General features: G+C 63.4%; 16 protein-coding genes. 8 read left to right on the top strand and 8 right to left on the bottom strand.

Features of this window, described 5'->3' with window-relative positions; translation table 11 throughout:
• Positions 1-4: 4 nt before the first annotated feature.
• The 4 genes from LHFGNBLO_RS16035 to LHFGNBLO_RS16020 form a co-directional block, all read right to left on the bottom strand.
• Complete coding sequence (locus LHFGNBLO_RS16035; RefSeq protein WP_258608907.1) at positions 5-1,888, bottom strand: ABC transporter ATP-binding protein; 1,884 nt, start codon at positions 1,886-1,888, stop codon at positions 5-7.
• Positions 1,885-3,777: an ABC transporter ATP-binding protein gene (locus LHFGNBLO_RS16030; protein ID WP_258608906.1), complete on the bottom strand. Its 1,893-nt coding sequence runs from the start codon at positions 3,775-3,777 to the stop codon at positions 1,885-1,887. Before LHFGNBLO_RS16030 ends, LHFGNBLO_RS16035 begins: the two co-directional genes overlap by 4 nt.
• Before the next feature lie 152 nt (positions 3,778-3,929).
• Positions 3,930-5,816 (bottom strand): ABC transporter ATP-binding protein, encoded by a 1,887-nt coding sequence (locus LHFGNBLO_RS16025; RefSeq protein WP_258608905.1) that lies wholly within the window; start codon positions 5,814-5,816, stop codon positions 3,930-3,932.
• A gap of 32 nt (positions 5,817-5,848) precedes the next feature.
• Complete coding sequence (locus LHFGNBLO_RS16020) at positions 5,849-6,364, bottom strand: hypothetical protein (RefSeq protein ID WP_258608904.1); 516 nt, start codon at positions 6,362-6,364, stop codon at positions 5,849-5,851.
• 283 nt (positions 6,365-6,647) lie between these two features.
• Between LHFGNBLO_RS16020 and LHFGNBLO_RS16015 the strand changes: the two genes are divergently transcribed.
• Complete coding sequence (locus LHFGNBLO_RS16015) at positions 6,648-7,106, top strand: tRNA (cytidine(34)-2'-O)-methyltransferase (protein WP_258608901.1); 459 nt, start codon at positions 6,648-6,650, stop codon at positions 7,104-7,106.
• 167 nt (positions 7,107-7,273) lie between these two features.
• The gene (gene soxR / locus LHFGNBLO_RS16010; RefSeq protein ID WP_258608900.1) at positions 7,274-7,720 is read left to right on the top strand and encodes a redox-sensitive transcriptional activator SoxR; all 447 of its coding nucleotides are present in this window, start codon (positions 7,274-7,276) and stop codon (positions 7,718-7,720) included.
• Here soxR and LHFGNBLO_RS16005 read toward each other — a convergent pair.
• Positions 7,717-7,974 carry a hypothetical protein gene (locus tag LHFGNBLO_RS16005; protein WP_258609752.1) on the bottom strand — a complete coding sequence of 86 codons (258 nt, stop codon included), beginning with the start codon at positions 7,972-7,974 and terminating at the stop codon, positions 7,717-7,719. The genes soxR and LHFGNBLO_RS16005 overlap by 4 nt on opposite strands.
• Positions 7,975-8,076: 102 nt before the next feature.
• On the opposite strand from LHFGNBLO_RS16005, the gene hemF reads away from it, so the two are divergent.
• The 3 genes from hemF to LHFGNBLO_RS15990 all read left to right on the top strand — a co-directional run bounded on the left by hemF (position 8,077) and on the right by LHFGNBLO_RS15990 (position 9,928).
• A complete protein-coding gene (hemF, locus tag LHFGNBLO_RS16000; RefSeq protein ID WP_258608898.1) occupies positions 8,077-8,991 on the top strand; it encodes an oxygen-dependent coproporphyrinogen oxidase in 915 nt (304 codons plus the stop codon).
• Positions 8,992-9,237: 246 nt separating this feature from the next.
• Entirely contained in the window at positions 9,238-9,498 is a 261-nt protein-coding gene (locus LHFGNBLO_RS15995) for a DUF1344 domain-containing protein (protein WP_258608896.1), read from the top strand.
• A gap of 244 nt (positions 9,499-9,742) precedes the next feature.
• Entirely contained in the window at positions 9,743-9,928 is a 186-nt protein-coding gene (locus tag LHFGNBLO_RS15990; protein WP_258608895.1) for a DUF1059 domain-containing protein, read from the top strand.
• Between the two features lie 3 nt (positions 9,929-9,931).
• On the opposite strand, the gene LHFGNBLO_RS15985 is transcribed toward LHFGNBLO_RS15990, so the two are convergent.
• From LHFGNBLO_RS15985 to LHFGNBLO_RS15975, 3 genes are read right to left on the bottom strand one after another with little or no spacing between them, the layout of a single operon-like run.
• A complete protein-coding gene (locus tag LHFGNBLO_RS15985) occupies positions 9,932-11,200 on the bottom strand; it encodes a CCA tRNA nucleotidyltransferase (RefSeq protein ID WP_258608893.1) in 1,269 nt (422 codons plus the stop codon).
• The gene (locus LHFGNBLO_RS15980) at positions 11,197-11,829 is read right to left on the bottom strand and encodes a CoA pyrophosphatase (RefSeq protein ID WP_258608892.1); all 633 of its coding nucleotides are present in this window, start codon (positions 11,827-11,829) and stop codon (positions 11,197-11,199) included. Before LHFGNBLO_RS15980 ends, LHFGNBLO_RS15985 begins: the two co-directional genes overlap by 4 nt.
• The gene (locus LHFGNBLO_RS15975) at positions 11,829-12,473 is read right to left on the bottom strand and encodes a DUF1285 domain-containing protein (protein WP_258608891.1); all 645 of its coding nucleotides are present in this window, start codon (positions 12,471-12,473) and stop codon (positions 11,829-11,831) included. Before LHFGNBLO_RS15975 ends, LHFGNBLO_RS15980 begins: the two co-directional genes overlap by 1 nt.
• Positions 12,474-12,619: 146 nt before the next feature.
• Between LHFGNBLO_RS15975 and LHFGNBLO_RS15970 the strand changes: the two genes are divergently transcribed.
• Genes LHFGNBLO_RS15970 through LHFGNBLO_RS15960 form a run of 3 tightly spaced genes read left to right on the top strand, consistent with a single transcriptional unit; the run spans position 12,620 to position 17,429 of the window.
• Positions 12,620-13,624, top strand: a complete 1,005-nt coding sequence (locus LHFGNBLO_RS15970; RefSeq protein ID WP_258608890.1) for an AAA family ATPase — start codon at positions 12,620-12,622, stop codon at positions 13,622-13,624.
• Positions 13,624-14,610: a DUF58 domain-containing protein gene (locus tag LHFGNBLO_RS15965; RefSeq protein WP_258608889.1), complete on the top strand. Its 987-nt coding sequence runs from the start codon at positions 13,624-13,626 to the stop codon at positions 14,608-14,610. The genes LHFGNBLO_RS15970 and LHFGNBLO_RS15965 overlap by 1 nt, the downstream gene beginning before the upstream one ends.
• Positions 14,607-17,429, top strand: coding sequence for a DUF4159 domain-containing protein (locus LHFGNBLO_RS15960; protein WP_258608888.1), 2,823 nt, complete (start codon positions 14,607-14,609; stop codon positions 17,427-17,429). The genes LHFGNBLO_RS15965 and LHFGNBLO_RS15960 overlap by 4 nt, the downstream gene beginning before the upstream one ends.
• The last annotated feature ends 45 nt before the right edge of the window (positions 17,430-17,474 follow it).

The raw sequence follows: 17,474 nt of genomic DNA, 5'->3' as shown, positions 1-17,474 counted from the left end.
CTCCCTACTCCGCCGGTCTCGTCTCTTCCAGCACGCTGTCCTCGTGATAGAGGAACCCGCCGGACTGCCGCTTCCACAACCGCGCATAGAGCCCGTCGAGCGCCACCAGCTCGTCATGCGTGCCTTGTTCGACGATGCGGCCGCCGTCGAGCACCACCAGGCGGTCAAGTGCTGCGATCGTCGACAGTCGGTGCGCGATGGCGATGACCGTCTTGTTTTCCATCAATCGCGTCAGGTTCTCCTGGATTGCCGCCTCGATGTCGGAATCGAGCGCCGAAGTCGCCTCGTCCAGCACCAGGATCGGCGCGTCCTTGAGGAAGACGCGGGCGATCGCCACGCGCTGGCGCTGGCCGCCTGACAGCTTGACGCCGCGCTCGCCGACAAACGCCTCATAGCCGGCACGGTCGCGGTTGTCGCGCAGACCGAGGATGAAGTCGTGCGCCTCGGCCTTCTTCGCCGCCGCGATCACTTGCTTATCGGTCGCTTCCGGCATGCCGAGCTTGATGTTGTCGCGAAGCGAGCGGTGGAAAAGTGCGGTATCCTGGCTGACGACGCCGATATTGGCGCGCAGCGAATTCTGCGTCACTTTGGAGACATCCTGCCCGTCGATGGTGATTTTTCCGCCCTCGAGGTCGTAGAGGCGCAAGATCAGATTGACGAGCGTCGTCTTGCCGGCGCCGGACGGTCCGACCAGCCCGACCTTCTCGCCCGGCCGCACGACGAGATCGATGCCATTGAGCACGCCGAATCCCTTGCCATAGTGGAATTCGACGTTCTTGACCTCGATACGCCCACCGGTCACCACCAACTGCTTGGCATCCGGCACATCGATCAGGCCGAGCGGCTGCGAGATCAGCGCCTTGGAGTTTTCCAACACGCCGAGGTTTCGCAATATGCCGTTGAGCTGCATCATCAACCGCCCGAGCAGCATGTTGAGCCGTAACACCAGGGACAGCGTGAAGGCGACGGCGCCGACGGTAATCGAGCCTTCGACCCAGAGGTAGATGGCAAAGCTGGCGATCGCCGTGATCATGATGCCCGACAGCGTCGTCAGTGCCATGCGCACGCCGGTCAGCCTGCGGGTGAACGGACGCAGCGCGTCGAGATAGATGTCGAAGCCGTTCCTGATGTAACGGTCGTCACCATCGGCGGAAAACAGTTTCAGCGTCTGCACGTTCGAATAGGAATCGACGATACGGCCGGTGATCATCGAACCGGCCTCGGCGGTTGCCTCGGCGTGCTTGCGGATCGCCGGCAGATAGAGTTTTGCCAGCCAGCCGAAGGCGGTGATCCAGATCACCACCAGCACCGCCAGCCTGAGATCGAGGCCGGCGACCAGAGCCAGCGTCGTCACCGTATAGACGACCATGAACCAGACGACCTCGATGAAGCTTTCCATCAGGTCGCCGGTCGCTTGCCCCGCCTGCCAGACCTTTGTCGAGATGCGGCCGGCGAAATCGTTCTGGAAGAAGGCATAGGACTGGCGCGAGACATGGCGGTGCGCCTGCCAGCGCACCAGATTGTAGAAGCCTGGCGTGATCGTCTGCTCGTCGACCAGCGCCGATAGGCCAACGACAATGGTGCGGATGACCAGCACCACGGCGGCCATGAAGACAAGCTCGGGGCCGGCAGCGCTCCACAGGGCCTGCCAGCTGCGTTCGGCGGGAAGCTGGTCGAGAATGTCGACCAGCCGCCCAACGAAATAGAACAGGCCGGCTTCGACCAGCGGTGCGATACCGCCAATGACCAGCATGGCGAAGAAGGCGACCTTCGCCTGCCCGACATAATGCCAGAGGAAGCCGCCGACACTGGCAGGTGGCCGAAGATTCGCGGGCTCCCGGAACGGATAGACCCAGTTCTCGAACCAACGATAGACGGCTGTCATCATTCGGCGGCTTCACCCTTTGCCGGCAGATCGTCGGCGGTCGGCTTTTCATCGATCAGGAACCCGCCCGACTGGCGCTGCCAGAGCTGGGCATAGAGCCCACCTCTGACGATCAACTCCTCATGCGAGCCGTCCTCGACGATGCGACCTTTGTCCATAACCACGAGCCTGTCCATCGCCGCGATGGTCGACAACCGGTGGGCGATGGCGATGACGGTCTTGCCTTGCATGAGCTTATACAGGTTCTCCTGGATAGCGGCTTCCACTTCCGAATCGAGCGCCGACGTCGCCTCGTCGAGAATGAGGATCGGCGCATCCTTCAGCACGACGCGGGCAATGGCTATGCGTTGCCGCTGGCCGCCGGACAACTTTACGCCACGTTCGCCGACAAGCGCGTCATAGCCGCTCCGACCATTGAGATCGGTCAATCCCGCGATCACATCGTCGATCTGGGCAGCCCTCGCAGCGCTGAACATCGCTTCGTCGCTGGCTGACTGGCGCCCATATTTGAGATTCTCGCGAACGGATCGGTGCAGCAGCGACGTATCCTGATTGACGAAACCAATGGCCGCGCGAACGCTCTCTTGCGAAACGTTGCGGATGTCCTGTCCGTCGATCAACACCTTGCCGTCCTGCACATCGAATAGCCGCAAGACTAGATTGACCAGTGTCGACTTGCCGGCTCCGGAACGCCCGATCAGACCCACGCGTTCGCCCGGCGCGATTTTCATCGACAGATTGTCGATGACGCCGCCTTTACCGTCCTTGCGTGAATAGTTGAAGTTCACCCGGTCGAATTCGATGCCGCCGGCGCTCACAACGAGGGCCGGCGCATCCGGCTTGTCCTGCATGATGATTGGACGCGCGATCGTCGCCATTGAATTGCCGGCGACACCGATCTGCCGGAAAACGTTGGCGCCAACATCGAGTATCCTTCCTGAGATGTTGGCGATCTGCAATGCGAACGGTATGGCGGTTGCCACGGCCGCGGTCGTCATCTGGCCGGCGTTCCAACCGGCGAGCGCGAGCCAGCTTATGGTGACAAGCAGCGCTGCGTTCAGCACGAACAGCGTTGACCACATGAGCGTAAAAACGCGCATCAGTCGGTAAAACGTGTCGGCGTGCTCGATCACCGCTTGCGAGACATATCTATCTTCATGTTCGCCGGTCGAGAATGTCTTGAGCGTCAGAATGTTGGTATAGCTGTCGACCATGCGGCCGCTCACCGCCGACCACCGTTCCGACAATACAGTCGACCACCGCGTGATCCGCGGCATCGAAATCAGGAAGAGCAGGCAGTAGAATAGCAGCCATACAGTCACCGCCGCCAGCAGAACCGGATCGAGCTGCGCCAGCACCACTATGGCCACGGCGACGAAGACCAGCGCATACCAGACGGCGTCGATAGAAAGGTTGACGCTCATCTCCACCGAATCGCCGCTTTGCATGACCTTGGTCCCGATGCGCCCCGCGAAGTCGTTCTGGAAGAAGGACCAGTCCTGGCGCGAGACATGCCAATGGCTCTGCCAACGCACGAGGTCGATGAGATTTGGCGCAATGGCGTGATTGCGAATGAGCGCGTCAACTGCCATCAAGAGAGGACGCAACAGCACGACGAAAGCCATCGTGGCCAGCAGTGGCGCATGTGTCGCGAAAAAATGTCCGGGCTTTGCGTCGGCAAGCATGCCCACGATCAAACCGACAAAAATCGGCAGCATCGCGTCCGCAATGGCGCCCACGGCAACGATCGCCATGCGCAAGAAATATGCGGTGCGAAACTGCCTGATGAAATAGCCGTAGAACTTCCAAAGCCCCATCGGCGGCTGCCGGTCGTCGGCGAGCGCCACCGGCGAGTAACGGCTTTCAAACCAGGCGAACATGCGATCGAACATTTTTCTCTCGTGGGCGCCACAACCGGCCGCCCCTTGGTCTGGTGTCGGTTTGTGCTTCGACTGTGTTTCAATTGCGGGAGGCGGTTACGCCCGGGATCGGATTTCCCGCAATCCTTCGTTCCAATGGACCCGTGCGCGAACCGCGCAGAGTGTTACTCGGCGGCCATCTCGGATTCGGGGGCCGACGCCTTGGCATCGGCGTCGGCCGGCCCGTCGTCGAGCAGGAAGCCCCCCGACTGGCGCTGCCAGAGCTGCGCATAGAGCCCGCCGCTGGCGACGAGTTGCTCATGCGAGCCTTCCTCGATGACCCGGCCCTTGTCCATGACGACGAGCCTGTCCATCGCGGCGATGGTCGACAGCCGGTGGGCAATGGCGATCACGGTCTTGCCTTGCATCAGCTTGTAGAGGTTCTCCTGGATGGCTGCCTCGGCCTCGGAATCGAGCGCCGACGTCGCCTCGTCGAGAATGAGGATCGGCGCGTCCTTCAGCATGACGCGGGCAATGGCGATGCGTTGCCGCTGGCCACCGGACAATTTGACGCCACGGTCGCCGACATGAGCCTCGAAAGCTTTGCGGCCACCGGCATCCGAAAGTCCAGCGATGAAATCCAGCGCCTCGGCGCGGCGCGCCGCCTCGACCAGCATCTCGTCGGAGGCGTCGGGCCGGCCATAGAGGATGTTCTCGCGCACCGACCGATGCAGCAGCGAGGTGTCCTGGGTGACCATGCCGATCTGGGCGCGCAGCGAATCCTGCGTCACCGAGGCGATCTCCTGGCCGTCGATCAGGATCTGTCCGCTTTCCAGATCGTAGAAGCGCAACAAAAGATTGACCAGCGTCGACTTGCCGGCGCCAGAACGGCCGACGATGCCGACCTTCTCGCCCGGCTTCACCGTCAGCGACAGGCTCTCGATCACACCCTTCTGCCTGCCGTAGTGGAAGCGGATGTCGTCGAAGCGGATCTCGCCTCTGGTCACTGCAATATCCTTGGCGCCCGGCCTGTCCTCGACGAGGCGGGGCATCGAGATCGAGCCGATGCCGTCCTGGACCGTGCCGATGTTCTCGAACAGGCCCGACATTTCCCACATGATCCATTGCGACATGCCCCAGAGGCGCAGCACGAGGCCGATCGAGACGGCAACCGCGCCGATCGTCACCGACTGGCCGAGCCACAGCCAGATCGACAGCGCGCCGACCGCAAAAAGCAGCGTCGAATTTAGAAGGTAGAGCGCACCGTAGAGCTGGGTCACCAGCCGCATCGAGCGGTAGACCGTGCCGAGAAAGCCCGCCATGCCCTCCTTGGCGAAAGTTGCCTCGCGACGCGCGTGGGAAAACAGCTTGACCGTCTGGATGTTGGTGTAGCTGTCGACGACGCGGCCGGTCATGGTCGAGCGTGCGTTGGCCTGCTCCTCCCCAACCTTGCCCAGCCGTGGGATGAAGAAGCGCAGCAGCCCGATATAGCCGATGAGCCAGACGACAAGCGGCGCTGCCAGCCGCCAGTCGGAAGAACCGACGATCACCAGCATGCCGGTGAAATAGACGATGACGTAGTTGAGCACGTCGATCAGCTTGATGACGCATTCGCGCACGGCGAGCGCCGTCTGCATCAGCTTTGTGGCGATGCGCCCGGCGAACTCGTCCTGATAGAAGGTCATGGACTGCTTGAGCAGGTAGCGATGCACCTGCCAGCGGATGCGCATGGGGTAGTTGCCCATCAGCGTCTGCTGGGCGATCAGCGAATGAAGAAACACCCCGGCCGGCAGCGCAGCCAGCACGATGAACGCAATCCGCGCCAGTCTCCAGCCCTCATTCGCCAGAAAAGTCTCTCGGCTCTGCGCCGAAAGCCAGTCGACGATGTTGCCGAGGAAGGCGAACATCCACACCTCTGTGGCGGCGATGGCCGACATCAACACTGCGGCGAGGATGATGTGGGGCCACGCGCCACGCGTATAATGCACGCAGAAGGCGATCAGCGTCCTCGGCGGCTCGACCGGTTCCTCGGCTGGGAACGGGTCGAGCCTTTTTTCAAACCAGGCAAACATCGTCTTGGTACTCTTGATAGGCTCGTTAGCGCTCACGCGGCGCGGGATCGCACGACTTCGACGCCAAACGGCTCGGAATCACCCGAGTCGCTGGCTTCGTTTCGCGCAATATAGGGTGTCGAACGCATTTCGCCGACAGGCTCTTTCGACGATCCTGACGCCGCTGTGTCGACAAGGCGGATTTTCGCACCCGGCCGGATCAGCCTGATGATCCGGCGCACCAGCGACGGCCGGCTGTAGTCGGGAACCGCGCGCGAGAAATCGACATCCGGCAGCATGCCGCGATGCGGACGGCGGCGGGTCTCGGCGTGGACCGCCGACGAATAGGTTTCGCCGATCAGCAGCGCCCAGGTCGCCATCTTGCGCTCGTGCAGGCTTCTTGAACCCGGTATTCTATAGGGATCGAACATCGGTCCGTCCTCCATGTGAAAATAGAGATAAAAGGGTGAATCAAACCCGGCCGCGGGCATGGCACCGGCGGCAGGGGGAACATCGGTCGAGGCGTGTTCGGGTGGGGCGTTCAGCCCCTTCGACAGCTTGAAAAACATCGCAGGATCCCTTCGAAGACCGAAAAATGTTTCGGCTGGGAATCGGTGCGACTAGGTCTAAAAGTTCAGGAGAATTGTCGTACCGAAACCGCCGGCAGGCAGGTAAGCCCACGGGAGGGGCGCTGGATGTGCATGGTCATCATGAATTACCCCTCCATCGGTTTGGGTTGACAATGCTGGCCGTATAATCGATTTCGCAGAAAATGGCCACCCGCCAGTCCAGGAATTTCCAAAACCGCGAGATCCCTGTGGCCGATCTGCCACTTATTAGAAGGACGCGGAAATGAACGATCGTCTCCGCATCGCGCTCTACCAGCCGGATATTGCCGGTAATACCGGAACAATCCTGCGCTTCGCCGCTTGCCTCGGTCTCGGTGTCGACATCATCGAACCGGCCGGCTTCCCGCTCTCCGACCGGACGCTGAAACGGGCCGGCATGGACTACCTCGAAATGGCTGATCTGACCCGGCATGTCGACTGGCACGCCTTCGAGGATTGGCGCAAAACCAACGCGCGGCGGCTGGTGCTGCTGTCGACCAAAGCCGCGATCGCCTACACGGACTTTGCTTTCGTCCCCGGTGACGTTCTTTTGTTCGGCCGTGAATCCGCAGGCGTGCCGGACCCTGTCCACGAGGCGGCCAATGCGCGGCTGACCATCCCGATGCAGCCCGGCGCGCGCAGCATCAACGTCGCGCTTTCCGTTGCCATGGTGGCGGGCGAAGCGATCCGGCAGCTCCGATAGCATTTGCCGATCGGCCGGCGCCGGCATCAGCGCCCCGTTCCCGCCGACAATGGCACGCTCTCCCGTCATTCTCACCCAGGCACACATCGCCTTCTCTTGCGGTTTGCAAATCCAGGGTTTCATCGCTACAAGCTCAACTTAACTTGAGGTCAAGCGGAAAATACGAAATGGCTCCAGTTACGGAATTGACGGTCGGCCAGGTGGCCATGCGCAGCGGCGTGGCGGTATCGGCACTGCACTTCTATGAGGCGCGCGGGCTGATCCGCAGCCACCGCACATCAGGCAACCAGCGCCGCTACGGCCGCGACGTGCTGAGACGGGTGGCGATCATCAGGGTAGCGCAGGAGGTCGGCATCTCGCTGGCCGAGATTGGTGCCGCACTTCAATCATTGCCTGAAGGCCGCACGCCGACGCGAGAGGATTGGAACCTGCTGTCGACGGCATGGCGCGACGAGCTCGATCAGAAGATCATCCAGTTGAAGAAACTGCGCGACGGGCTGACCGACTGCATCGGCTGCGGCTGCATGTCGATCGACAAATGCCCACTGCGCAACAAGGGGGACCGGCTGGCAAAGGAAGGGACCGGGGCGAGAAGGCTGGTGGTCGAGCGTTAATCCGCCGCCGGCAGCCGCCTGATCGTGAACTCGATCACATCGCCCGGCCGTTCGAACCAGCTTTCGATCTCGGTCCAGTAGGCTTGCTTGGGAAAGCGCTCGAACCATTCCTTCGCCTTGAGGCGCGCATCGGAACGCGGCAGCACGAAGGTCTCGCGCAGGAAGCCGTCGCGCGGCATGCGCTCGCGCTCGGCACGGCTTTTGTCGAGCCTTTTTTTCAGCCCATCCAGCGATGGTCTTGCCGGGGTGCGCACGAAAGAACCCTTATTCACTTGACCCTTGCCCTTAAGAGATTAGGGATCGCGCCCGGAAAAGACGAGTCATTTGTCGGGCACGCCCGCAACCGGAGACAGCATTTGGAACGACCCGAAATACCGGCGGGGCTGCCGGCCGACATCGAACAGAAGAAGATGAAGGCGCGGCTGTGGTTCGAGACGCTGCGCGAGCGCATCTGCGCCGCCTTCGAGCAGATCGAGCAGGACCTGCAGGGGCCGCTGGCCTCATGGTCGCCCGGCCACTTCGAAAAGACGCCTTGGGAGCGCGACGCCGGCAAGGGCGGCGGCGGCACGATGTCGATGATGCATGGCCGTGTCTTCGAAAAGGTCGGCGTTCACACCTCGACGGTCTATGGCGAGTTCTCGCCTGAGTTCAGGAAGCAGATGCCCGGCGCCGAGGAAGACCCAAGTTTCTGGGCGAGCGGCATTTCGCTGATCGCCCATCCATGGAACCCCAATGTGCCGGCCGTGCACATGAACACCCGCATGGTCGTCACCTCGCGCCAGTGGTTCGGTGGCGGCGCCGACCTGACGCCGGTGCTCGGCCGCCGCCGCGTCCAGGACGATCCCGATACGGTCGCCTTTCACCGGGCCATGCAATTCGCTTGCGAGAAGAACGCTGATGTCGCCGACCATCCGAAATTCAAGGCCTGGTGCGACGAGTATTTCTATCTGCCGCATCGCAGCGAGCCGCGCGGCACCGGCGGTATCTTCTTCGACTGGCTGCATTCGGACGAAGACAAGGGCGGCTGGAACGCTGATTTCAACTTCGTCCAGGATGTCGGGCGCGCTTTTCTCGTCGTCTACGGCCATCTGGTGCGGGCCAACTTCAACGACAACTGGACCGATGGCGACCGCGACGAACAGCTCATTCGCCGTGGCCGCTACGTCGAATTCAACTTGCTTCACGATCGCGGCACCATCTTCGGACTGAAGACCGGCGGCAATGTCGCCTCGATCCTGTCCAGCCTGCCGCCCGAGGTAAGATGGCCATAAAATTCTGGTGAGCGGGCTGTGAACCGCAATCAGGTCCCAATCGGCCGAATGCGGCCGGCAATGTGGCACCCAAAATATCTTTTTCGTCTAATAGGCAATTGAAATAACAGGATTATTTGTCGTTGCCGGGCCGGGAAACGCCGGCGGTTCACTACCCCCGAACCGCGACCCGACGCGACCGGACGGCCCATAATTGAGTGGGGCACCTTCCCAAACGGGTGCCCTCATTTTCCAGGAGAGCCTGCCATGCGCAAGCTTATTATGACGGCAGCCGCCGCTGCTGTTCTCGCCTCTGGCACCGCTGCATTCGCCGCGGTCAAGCACACCACCGGCACGGTCAAGACCTTTGACGGAACGGCGCTCAGCCTTGTTCTGGATGACGGATCTACCTTTACGCTGCCCAAGACCTTCAAGGATCCTGGCCTGAAGGCCGGCGAAAAGGTCCGCGTTTCGTGGGACATGAGCGGCAAGAACAAAATTGCCGAAGCAGTCAAGATCGTGAAGTGATGGCCTGCCCGCCGGAACAAGACCAGACGATATCCGGTCTTGTTCCGGGGTAGCGTAAGAAGGCGGAGCAGCGCTGCTCCGCCTTTTTGGTCTTGGCTGGCTTTCTGGCGCAACCAAAACCAATCAATCGTGTTATGCTTGTTCCCCCAGTGCGTGACCCGATCATGCGCCGAACAAAATGCCGGAGTGCCTGTTGCCTGCGCGAATGGGTGCGGCGCTCCGAGGAGGAAAAAGGAAAAATCCGATGAAGGAATTTCACTGTGGCTCGCTCGTTCCCGGTTGTGAGTGGCACACGCGTGCCAGCGAGGAAGCAGAAGTCATGCGCCGTGCTGTCGAGCACATGCGTGAGACGCATGGCGAAGCGGTCATCCGCGAGACGATGATCGAGGCGATCCGTTCGCGCATCGAAAAGGTTCGCGACGCGGCGTAGCCCTCAGACTTTCAAGGCCTCTGTGGCGCGCTCCAGCAGCGCGCTGCGATCCGGCGCAAAACCGGCCGCAATCCATTCCTTTTCAAGGTTTTTCAGGATGGCGCCGAGCTTCGGGCCCGGCGCTGCGCCGAGCGCCGTCAGATCGGCGCCCTTGAGCGGAAACACTGGCTTTTCCCATTTTGTGGCAAAGGCAAGCAGGCGCGAAAAACCGCCGGCGTCCAACAGCGCGTCATTGTCCTCGACGGCCCGCGCCCGTGCCGAAGCCAGCGACAGCCGAAGGCGATCGGCAAAACCCTGTCGATCGCCAAGATAGAGTTTTTTGGCCAGTTCCCCTTCGCTCGTCTTGGGTTCGACGGCAGCCGTCAGCGCCCAGTGCCGCAGGCGATCGGCTTCGCTGGTGGAGAATTTCAGCCGTTCAGCCAGCGTCTTCATCCGCGCGGCATCCGGCGGCACGATGGCCTCCAGCCTGAGCAGCGGGTCCGGCGTCCAGACCAGATCCTTCTCGGTCCTGGCCAGCCCATGAATGGCATCGATGCCCCATTTCTCGCTTTCAGGCAAAACGCTGGTCAGCACGCTGGCCTGGCGCATCCACAGCAAGGCGCGCGATGGATCGGGCGCCGACAAAAGCTTCTTCAGTTCGGACCAGACACGCTCTGCCGAAAGTTGGCCGAGCCCTTCCTTCAGCCGGGCGCAGGCCTTCAGCCCTTCGGCGTCAGGCCGGCCGTCGCCATACCATGCAAAGAAACGGAAGAACCTCAGGATGCGCAGATAGTCCTCGCGGATGCGCGCTTCCGGGTCGCCGATAAACCGCAGCCGGCGCGCTTCGATGTCGGCGATGCCGCCGACCAGATCGACGACCGTCCCGTCGGCTTCGGCATAAAGCGCGTTGATGGTGAAGTCGCGCCGTTCCGCATCGGCCTTCCAGTCGCGTCCGAACGAAACCTTGGCGCGGCGCCCGTCGGTCTCGATGTCAGCGCGTAAAGTGGTAATTTCATAGGGCTTGCCGCCCGCGATCACGGTGATGGTGCCGTGCTCGATACCGGTCGGCACCGCCTTGAAGCCCGCTGCTTCGGCGCGGCGGATGGTTTCCTCGGGCAGGCAAGTGGTGGCGATGTCGATATCAGCGACCGGCTGGCCGATCAGCGTGTTGCGCACCGCGCCGCCGGCGACACGCGCCGCCTCGCCGCCAGCCGCCAGCACTGCAAGCAGGCGCTGCAGGTGCTTTTCGCCGAGCCAGTCGGCCCTGCCCGCGAGCGACACCGGACCGCTCACGTGTAAAGTCTTTCATAAAGCGTACGAATAATGCCGGCGGTGACGCCCCAGATGCGCTGGCCGCCATAAGGCATGTCATAGAAGAACCATTCGAGGTCGTTCCACATGCGGCTGTCCCTGGCATGGTTGGCGGGGTCCATCAGGAAGCGCAGCGGCACTTCGAAGGCGGCGTCGACTTCTTCGGCACTCAGCGTCAGCGAAAAACCCGGCTGCACCATTCCCAGCACCGGTGCGATGCGGTAGCCGCTGCCGGCGACATAGTCGGGCATGCGGCCGATGATCTCGATGAGATCCTCGCCGAGCCCGATCTCTTCGAAGGTTTCGCGCAGTGCCGCCGCTTCAGGCGTCGCATCGGTCGGATCGATCGTGCCGCCTGGGAAAGCCACCTGCCCCGAATGGCTGCGCAGCTTTTCCGCCCGTTTGGTCAAAAGGACCGTCGCATCGCGTCCGTGATCGACAACCGGAATGAGCACAGCGGCATTGCGCAGCGTCTTAAGCTGCTTCAAACGCGGATGGTCGGGATTGAAGCGATGGTCGCCATAGTCGTCGCCGTCATGCATTTCAGCCTGCGCCGCGACGCGCGCACGAAAATCCGCGGCTGAAAACGGCGGCGGCGTCACGCTGTCCATCACGCGCTCAACTGCTTCAGTTTCTCGGCCGGCATGATCGGATAGACCGCGCCCTTCGAGCGCACGGCAAACATCTTTCTGCCGCCGACTTCAATTTCCTCGCCATGTGCGACCAGCTCATACATCACCGGCCGCGCCACCAACGCTTCCAGCCGCCCGCGCACCAGAACATAGGGTTTCAGGCCGCCGGTTGCGTCCTCGTCGACGAAGCGCAGCGGATTGTCCGGTCCGGCCTCGACCAAATCGCCGACATTTGTACGAAAGGTGATGACCTGCCTGTCGCCGGTGCCGGACACATCCATCTCGACGGCGGTGAAGGGCGCGTCGACGACGCGGATGCCAACCCTTTCGACCGGCGTCACCAGATAGGTCTTGCCATCGGCGTCCTTGCGCAGCACCGTGGAAAACAGCTGCACCAGCGGCATGCGGCCGATCGGCGTACCCAGGTAGAACCAGGTGCCATCCTGTTTGATCTCCATATCGAGATCGCCGCAGAAGTCCGGATTCCAGCGCTCCACCGGGGCAGGCCCCTTGCCGGCGCGGGTCGCGCGCGAGACCAGCGCTTCCAGTCCGCGCGCCTCGGTGGCGGCGGTCAGGCTTTCCCGGCTGTGTTCGGCCCGGTTGTGTTCGGATCGTTCCGTCATGGTCACGAAATAGTCACTGTTGTTCCGCTTGTCAGCCTAAGTCTGTGATTTAAGTTGAAATGCAGGCGCCACGCGAGGCCGAATCGCGGCATTCTGCGGCACTGATGGTGCAAGCCGGTATTTCCAACCACAAGGATCGATACGACATGAGCGTGATGATCAAGGAAAGCCCGATCAGCGAGAAGGACATGATCGCACAGGCCGAGAAGGCGCTGGCCGACATTTCCAGGGTCCGCGACGGCGTTGGCCGCGTCATCTTCGGCCAGGAAAGCGTCGTCGAGCGCACGCTGGTGGCGTTGCTGGCCGGTGGCCATGCGCTGCTGGTCGGCGTACCGGGTCTCGCCAAGACCAAGCTGGTCGAGACGCTGGGCATCGTGCTCGGTCTCGATTCCCGACGCATCCAGTTCACGCCCGACCTCATGCCGTCGGATATTCTCGGTTCCGAGGTGATGGAACAGGACGAATTCGGCAAGCGCTCCTTCCGCTTCATCTCCGGGCCGATCTTCGCGCAATTGCTGATGGCCGACGAGATCAACCGCGCCTCGCCGCGCACCCAGTCGGCGCTGCTGCAGGCAATGCAGGAATACCACGTCACCATTGCCGGCGCCCGCCACGACCTGCCGGCGCCCTTCCACGTGCTGGCGACGCAGAACCCGCTAGAGCAGGAGGGTACCTATCCGCTGCCGGAGGCGCAGCTCGACCGCTTCCTAATGCAGGTCGACATCCTCTATCCGGAAATCGAGGCGGAGCGCCGCATCCTGCTGGAAACCACCGGCATCGAGGACGCCAAGGCCGAAAACGTGCTGCAGCCGGCGCGGTTAAAGGAGATCCAGACCCTGATCCGCCGCATGCCGGTGCCGGAAAGCGTTGTCGAGGCGATCCTCAAGCTGGTGCGCTCGGCGCGCCCGGGCCAGGGCAATGCCGAGACCGACAAGCATGTCGCCTGGGGGCCGGGCCCGCGCGCCAGCCAGGCGCTGACACTATGCGCCCGCGCACGCGCCCTGTATGATGGACGACTGGCGCCGTCGGTCGACGACATCCGCGCGCTGGCCGAGCCAGTGCTGCAGCACCGCATGGCGCTGACCTTTGCCGCCCGCGCCGAGGGCACAACCGTACGTGACGTGGTGGCGAAACTGGCAAAAGGCATCTGATGGCGCGTATAGGCGAGGTCCAGGCACCGGCAGCGACGCGCGACGCGCTCGCCCGTGGCCGGTTGCGGGCCTCGCTGGTGCCGGACCTGCTGGTCGAAGCCCGGCGCCTCGTCAACACGGTGATCGCCGGCTGGCATGGCCGCCGCAAGCGCGGCATCGGCGAGAATTTCTGGCAGTTCCGACCCTATGTCGAAGGCGATTCCTCGCGCATCGACTGGCGCCGCTCGGCCCGCGACGACCACACCTATGTCCGCGACCGAGAATGGGAGGCCGCCCACACGGTATGGCTATGGGCCGACCCCTCGCCTTCCATGCTCTACAAGTCGACCGGCGCCAGCGTTTCGAAGGAATCGCGCGCGCTGGTGCTTGCGCTGGCCATGGCCGAGCTTCTGTCGCGCAGTGGCGAACGCATCGCCTGGCCGGGCCTGACCGATCCGTTCACCGCCCGCAACGGCGCCGAGCGCATCGCGGCCCAACTCACCCACGCCACCGACCTGCCCGCCAAGCCCGACCTGACCAGCATCCGCCGCTTCTGCGACATCGTCATCGTCAGCGATTTCCTCGACCCGGTCGAAGACACCATGGCCTGGCTCGACGTGCTCGCCCGCCACGGGGTGCGCGCCCATTTGATCGAGGTCGCTGACCCGGCCGAGGAAAGCTTTCCCTATGCCGGTCGCACCGAATTCACCGATCCCGAGACCGGCGACAAGCTGACCGCCGGCCGCGCCGAAATGCTGGGCGATGACTATCGCCTGCTTTATACCGCCCGCCGCGGGGAATTGGCCAGCTGGTGCAAGCGGCTTGGATGGAGCTTCACGGTCAACCACACCGATCGTCTGGCCTCCGAGGCGCTGGTGCGCATTCACATGGCAATGACCGCCGATGGCGGCTATGCCGGGCTGACCGCAGGTGGCGGTCATGCCGGGCTGACCGCAGGTCATGCCGGGCCGACCGCTGGCGATCAGCCAGGAAAGGTCAGCGCATGAGCTGGCTGCCGCTCTCTTTCGGTGCTCCCATGGTGCTGTGGGGCCTGCTGGCGCTGCCGGTGATCTGGTGGCTGCTGCGGCTAACCCCGCCCAAGCCGCAGAGCGAGGTATTTCCGCCGCTGAAGATCCTGGCCCGCGTGCTGAAGCGCGAAGAGACGCCACAGCAGAGTCCATGGTGGCTGACACTGCTCAGGCTGCTGATGGCGGCCCTCATTGTCGCCGCCCTTGCAGAACCTGTGTTCAATCCGCGCGAAAAGCTGCCGGCCGAAGGGGCTGCTCTTGCGCTGGTCATGGACAATGACTGGGCAAGTGCCGCCGACTGGGACAAGCGCGTCGCCACCGCCGAGCGGCTGATCGCCGATGCCGGTTCGAACGGCGTTCCGGTGATCATCGCCTTCACCGCCGAAAAGCCCAATGCCGAGATCGGCCCCTTCGATGCCGCTGCCGCGCTCGACCGGCTGCGCGCGGCAAAGCCGCGGCCGATCCCGACCGACCGACCCGCCGTCTATGCCCGCGTCGCGGCAGCACTGGAGTCCTTGCCCGGCGCCAGCGTCGCCGTGCTCGCCGATGGTATGGCGGCGCAAGGCGACGAAGCCGCCTTCAACACGCTCCTGTCGAAAAACGCCGCGCGCGTCGTCTGGGCCGTTTCCGACCGTCTTTCCCTCACCGGCCTGACCAGCGCCGAAAACGAGGTGGACGGCTTCGCGCTGACCGCCATCCGCGCACCCGGCGACCCGGCACCGGCGCAAGTGACCGCGGGCGCCTTCGACGACAAGGGCCGCCGCATTGCCGACGCGACGCTGACCTTCTCACCGGGCGAATCCACCGCCACCGGCACCATGGCCGTGCCGTTCGAACTGCGCAACGACTTCGCCTCGATCGCCCTCGACAGCGAGCGCCATGCGGGTGCAGTGCGTGTGCTCGACGAGAGCTCCAAGCGTCGCCGCGTCGGCCTGCTGTCCCAGTCCGAGGCCGACCAGGCGCAGCCGCTGCTGTCGCCGCTCTACTATATCCGCCGCGCGCTGCAGCCTTTCGCCGATCTGGTCGAACCGTCGAGCGCCGACCTCGCCGACGCCATCCCGCAGCTCCTTGAGCAGAAGCCGGCGATGATCGTTATGGCCGATGTCGGCACCATTCCCGAACAGGTTCGGCAAAGGCTGGTCGACTGGGTCGACAATGGCGGCACGCTGGTGCGTTTTGCCGGTTCGCGGCTGGCCGCCGCCGGCAATGACGACGATCTGCTGCCGGTCCGGCTGCGCACCGGCGAGCGCTCCCTCGGCGGTGCGTTGTCGTGGACCACGCCGCAGCCGGTCACCGAATTCCCGAAGAACGGTCCCTTTGCCGATCTCGCCCCGCCTGCCGAAGTCACCGTCACCAGGCAGGTGCTGGCCGAGCCGACGCCTGACATCGTCGAGCGCACCTGGGCCACGCTTGCTGACGGCACCCCGCTGGTCACCGGGTTGAAGAAGGGCAAGGGCACGCTGGTCCTGTTCCATGTCACGCCCGAGGCTACGTGGTCGAACCTGCCGATCTCCGGCAGCTTCGTCGAGATGCTGCGCCGCATCGTGCAGATATCGCGCAACCAGGGTGCGGCGGTCGCCAATGCCGAAGCCGCCGCCACCTCGCTGGCGCCCTATCGGATGATATCAGCCGACGCCACTCTGGTGCCGCCAACGCCGGATGCAAGGCCGCTGGTGCCAGGCGCTGGCCCGCTGCCGGTGACGTTCGAGAACCCGCCCGGCCTGTACGGCTCCGAAACCGGCGTCTTCGCCCATAATCTGCTCGAAGCCGGCAGCGCCTTCGTGCCGCTGGTCCGCCCGCAATTCATCGTGCCTGTCACCACCGTCCAGTATGCCTTCGACGAATCGCGCAACCTGAAAGGTCCGCTGGTCACGACGGCTCTCGTGCTGATGGTGCTCGACACGCTGGCCGTGTTCTGGATGGGAGGCCTGTTGTCGCGCCGGCCGCGCCGCGCCCGCGCTGCTGCAACCGCCGCAACCCTTTTGATCGCATTCGGCGCGCTGTTCGGCCATGCCGACTTCGCCCGCGCCGACGACGCCAAGCCTGGCGATGCCGCCGCGATCGAGGACATCTCAAAGACCCGCATCGGCTATGTGCTGACCGGCGAGCCTGGTGTCGATTCGATCAGCCGTGCCGGCCTCGAAGGCCTGACCCGCTTCCTGATCGAAAAGACCGCGCTCGAACCGGGAGCGCCTGCCGGCGTCGATATTTCCAAGGACGAATTGTCCTTCTACCCGCTGATTTACTGGCCGATCGACCCTGCGGCCCCGATGCCGACCCAAGCCGCGATCGCCCGTATCGACGCCTATATGCAGCAGGGCGGTACGGTTCTGTTCGACACCCGCGACCAGTTCGCCAACGGCATCGGCGCCGATTCGACCAGCCCTGCCACGGAGCGGCTGCGCGACATCCTGGGCAATCTCAACGTGCCGCCGCTGGAACCGGTGCCGTCTGACCACGTGCTGACCAAGTCGTTCTTCATCTTGCCTGAGTTTCCCGGCCGCTTTGCTGGCAGCCCACTCTGGGTGGAGGCGTCGCTCGAAGCCAGCAACGCCGAAAACCGCCCGGTGCGTGTCGGCGACGGCGTTTCGCCGATCATGATCACCGCCAATGATTTCGCCGGCGCCTGGGCGGTCGACGAGAACGGCGACCCGCTGCTGCCGACCGTGCCATCGGACCCGATGCAGCGCATCTATGCGCTGCGCGCCGGCGTCAACATCATGATGTACATGCTGACCGGCAACTACAAATCCGACCAGGTGCACGTCCCCGTGCTGCTCGAACGGCTGGGGCAGTAGGATGATGCTCTTTGTTGCACTCCCTGCCCGGAACGATCCTCCCCA

The sequence above is a fragment of the Mesorhizobium sp. AR10 genome (genome assembly GCF_024746795.1).
Classification (GTDB): Bacteria; Pseudomonadota; Alphaproteobacteria; order Rhizobiales; family Rhizobiaceae; genus Mesorhizobium.
This window is presented reverse-complemented; position numbering and strand designations above follow the sequence as displayed.

What these genes read in the sequence shown, in the direction of transcription:
- LHFGNBLO_RS16035 (WP_258608907.1), bottom strand. Translation starts at nt 1,888, where the DNA reads ATGATGACAGCCGTCTATCGTTGGTTCGAGAACTGGGTCTATCCGTTC.
- LHFGNBLO_RS16030 (WP_258608906.1), bottom strand. Translation starts at nt 3,777, where the DNA reads ATGTTCGATCGCATGTTCGCCTGGTTTGAAAGCCGTTACTCGCCGGTG.
- LHFGNBLO_RS16025 (WP_258608905.1), bottom strand. Translation starts at nt 5,816, where the DNA reads ATGTTTGCCTGGTTTGAAAAAAGGCTCGACCCGTTCCCAGCCGAGGAA.
- LHFGNBLO_RS16020 (WP_258608904.1), bottom strand. Translation starts at nt 6,364, where the DNA reads ATGTTTTTCAAGCTGTCGAAGGGGCTGAACGCCCCACCCGAACACGCC.
- LHFGNBLO_RS16015 (WP_258608901.1), top strand. Translation starts at nt 6,648, where the DNA reads ATGAACGATCGTCTCCGCATCGCGCTCTACCAGCCGGATATTGCCGGT.
- soxR (WP_258608900.1), top strand. Translation starts at nt 7,274, where the DNA reads ATGGCTCCAGTTACGGAATTGACGGTCGGCCAGGTGGCCATGCGCAGC.
- LHFGNBLO_RS15995 (WP_258608896.1), top strand. Translation starts at nt 9,238, where the DNA reads ATGCGCAAGCTTATTATGACGGCAGCCGCCGCTGCTGTTCTCGCCTCT.
- LHFGNBLO_RS15990 (WP_258608895.1), top strand. Translation starts at nt 9,743, where the DNA reads ATGAAGGAATTTCACTGTGGCTCGCTCGTTCCCGGTTGTGAGTGGCAC.
- LHFGNBLO_RS15980 (WP_258608892.1), bottom strand. Translation starts at nt 11,829, where the DNA reads ATGGACAGCGTGACGCCGCCGCCGTTTTCAGCCGCGGATTTTCGTGCG.
- LHFGNBLO_RS15975 (WP_258608891.1), bottom strand. Translation starts at nt 12,473, where the DNA reads ATGACGGAACGATCCGAACACAACCGGGCCGAACACAGCCGGGAAAGC.
- LHFGNBLO_RS15970 (WP_258608890.1), top strand. Translation starts at nt 12,620, where the DNA reads ATGAGCGTGATGATCAAGGAAAGCCCGATCAGCGAGAAGGACATGATC.
- LHFGNBLO_RS15965 (WP_258608889.1), top strand. Translation starts at nt 13,624, where the DNA reads ATGGCGCGTATAGGCGAGGTCCAGGCACCGGCAGCGACGCGCGACGCG.
- LHFGNBLO_RS15960 (WP_258608888.1), top strand. Translation starts at nt 14,607, where the DNA reads ATGAGCTGGCTGCCGCTCTCTTTCGGTGCTCCCATGGTGCTGTGGGGC.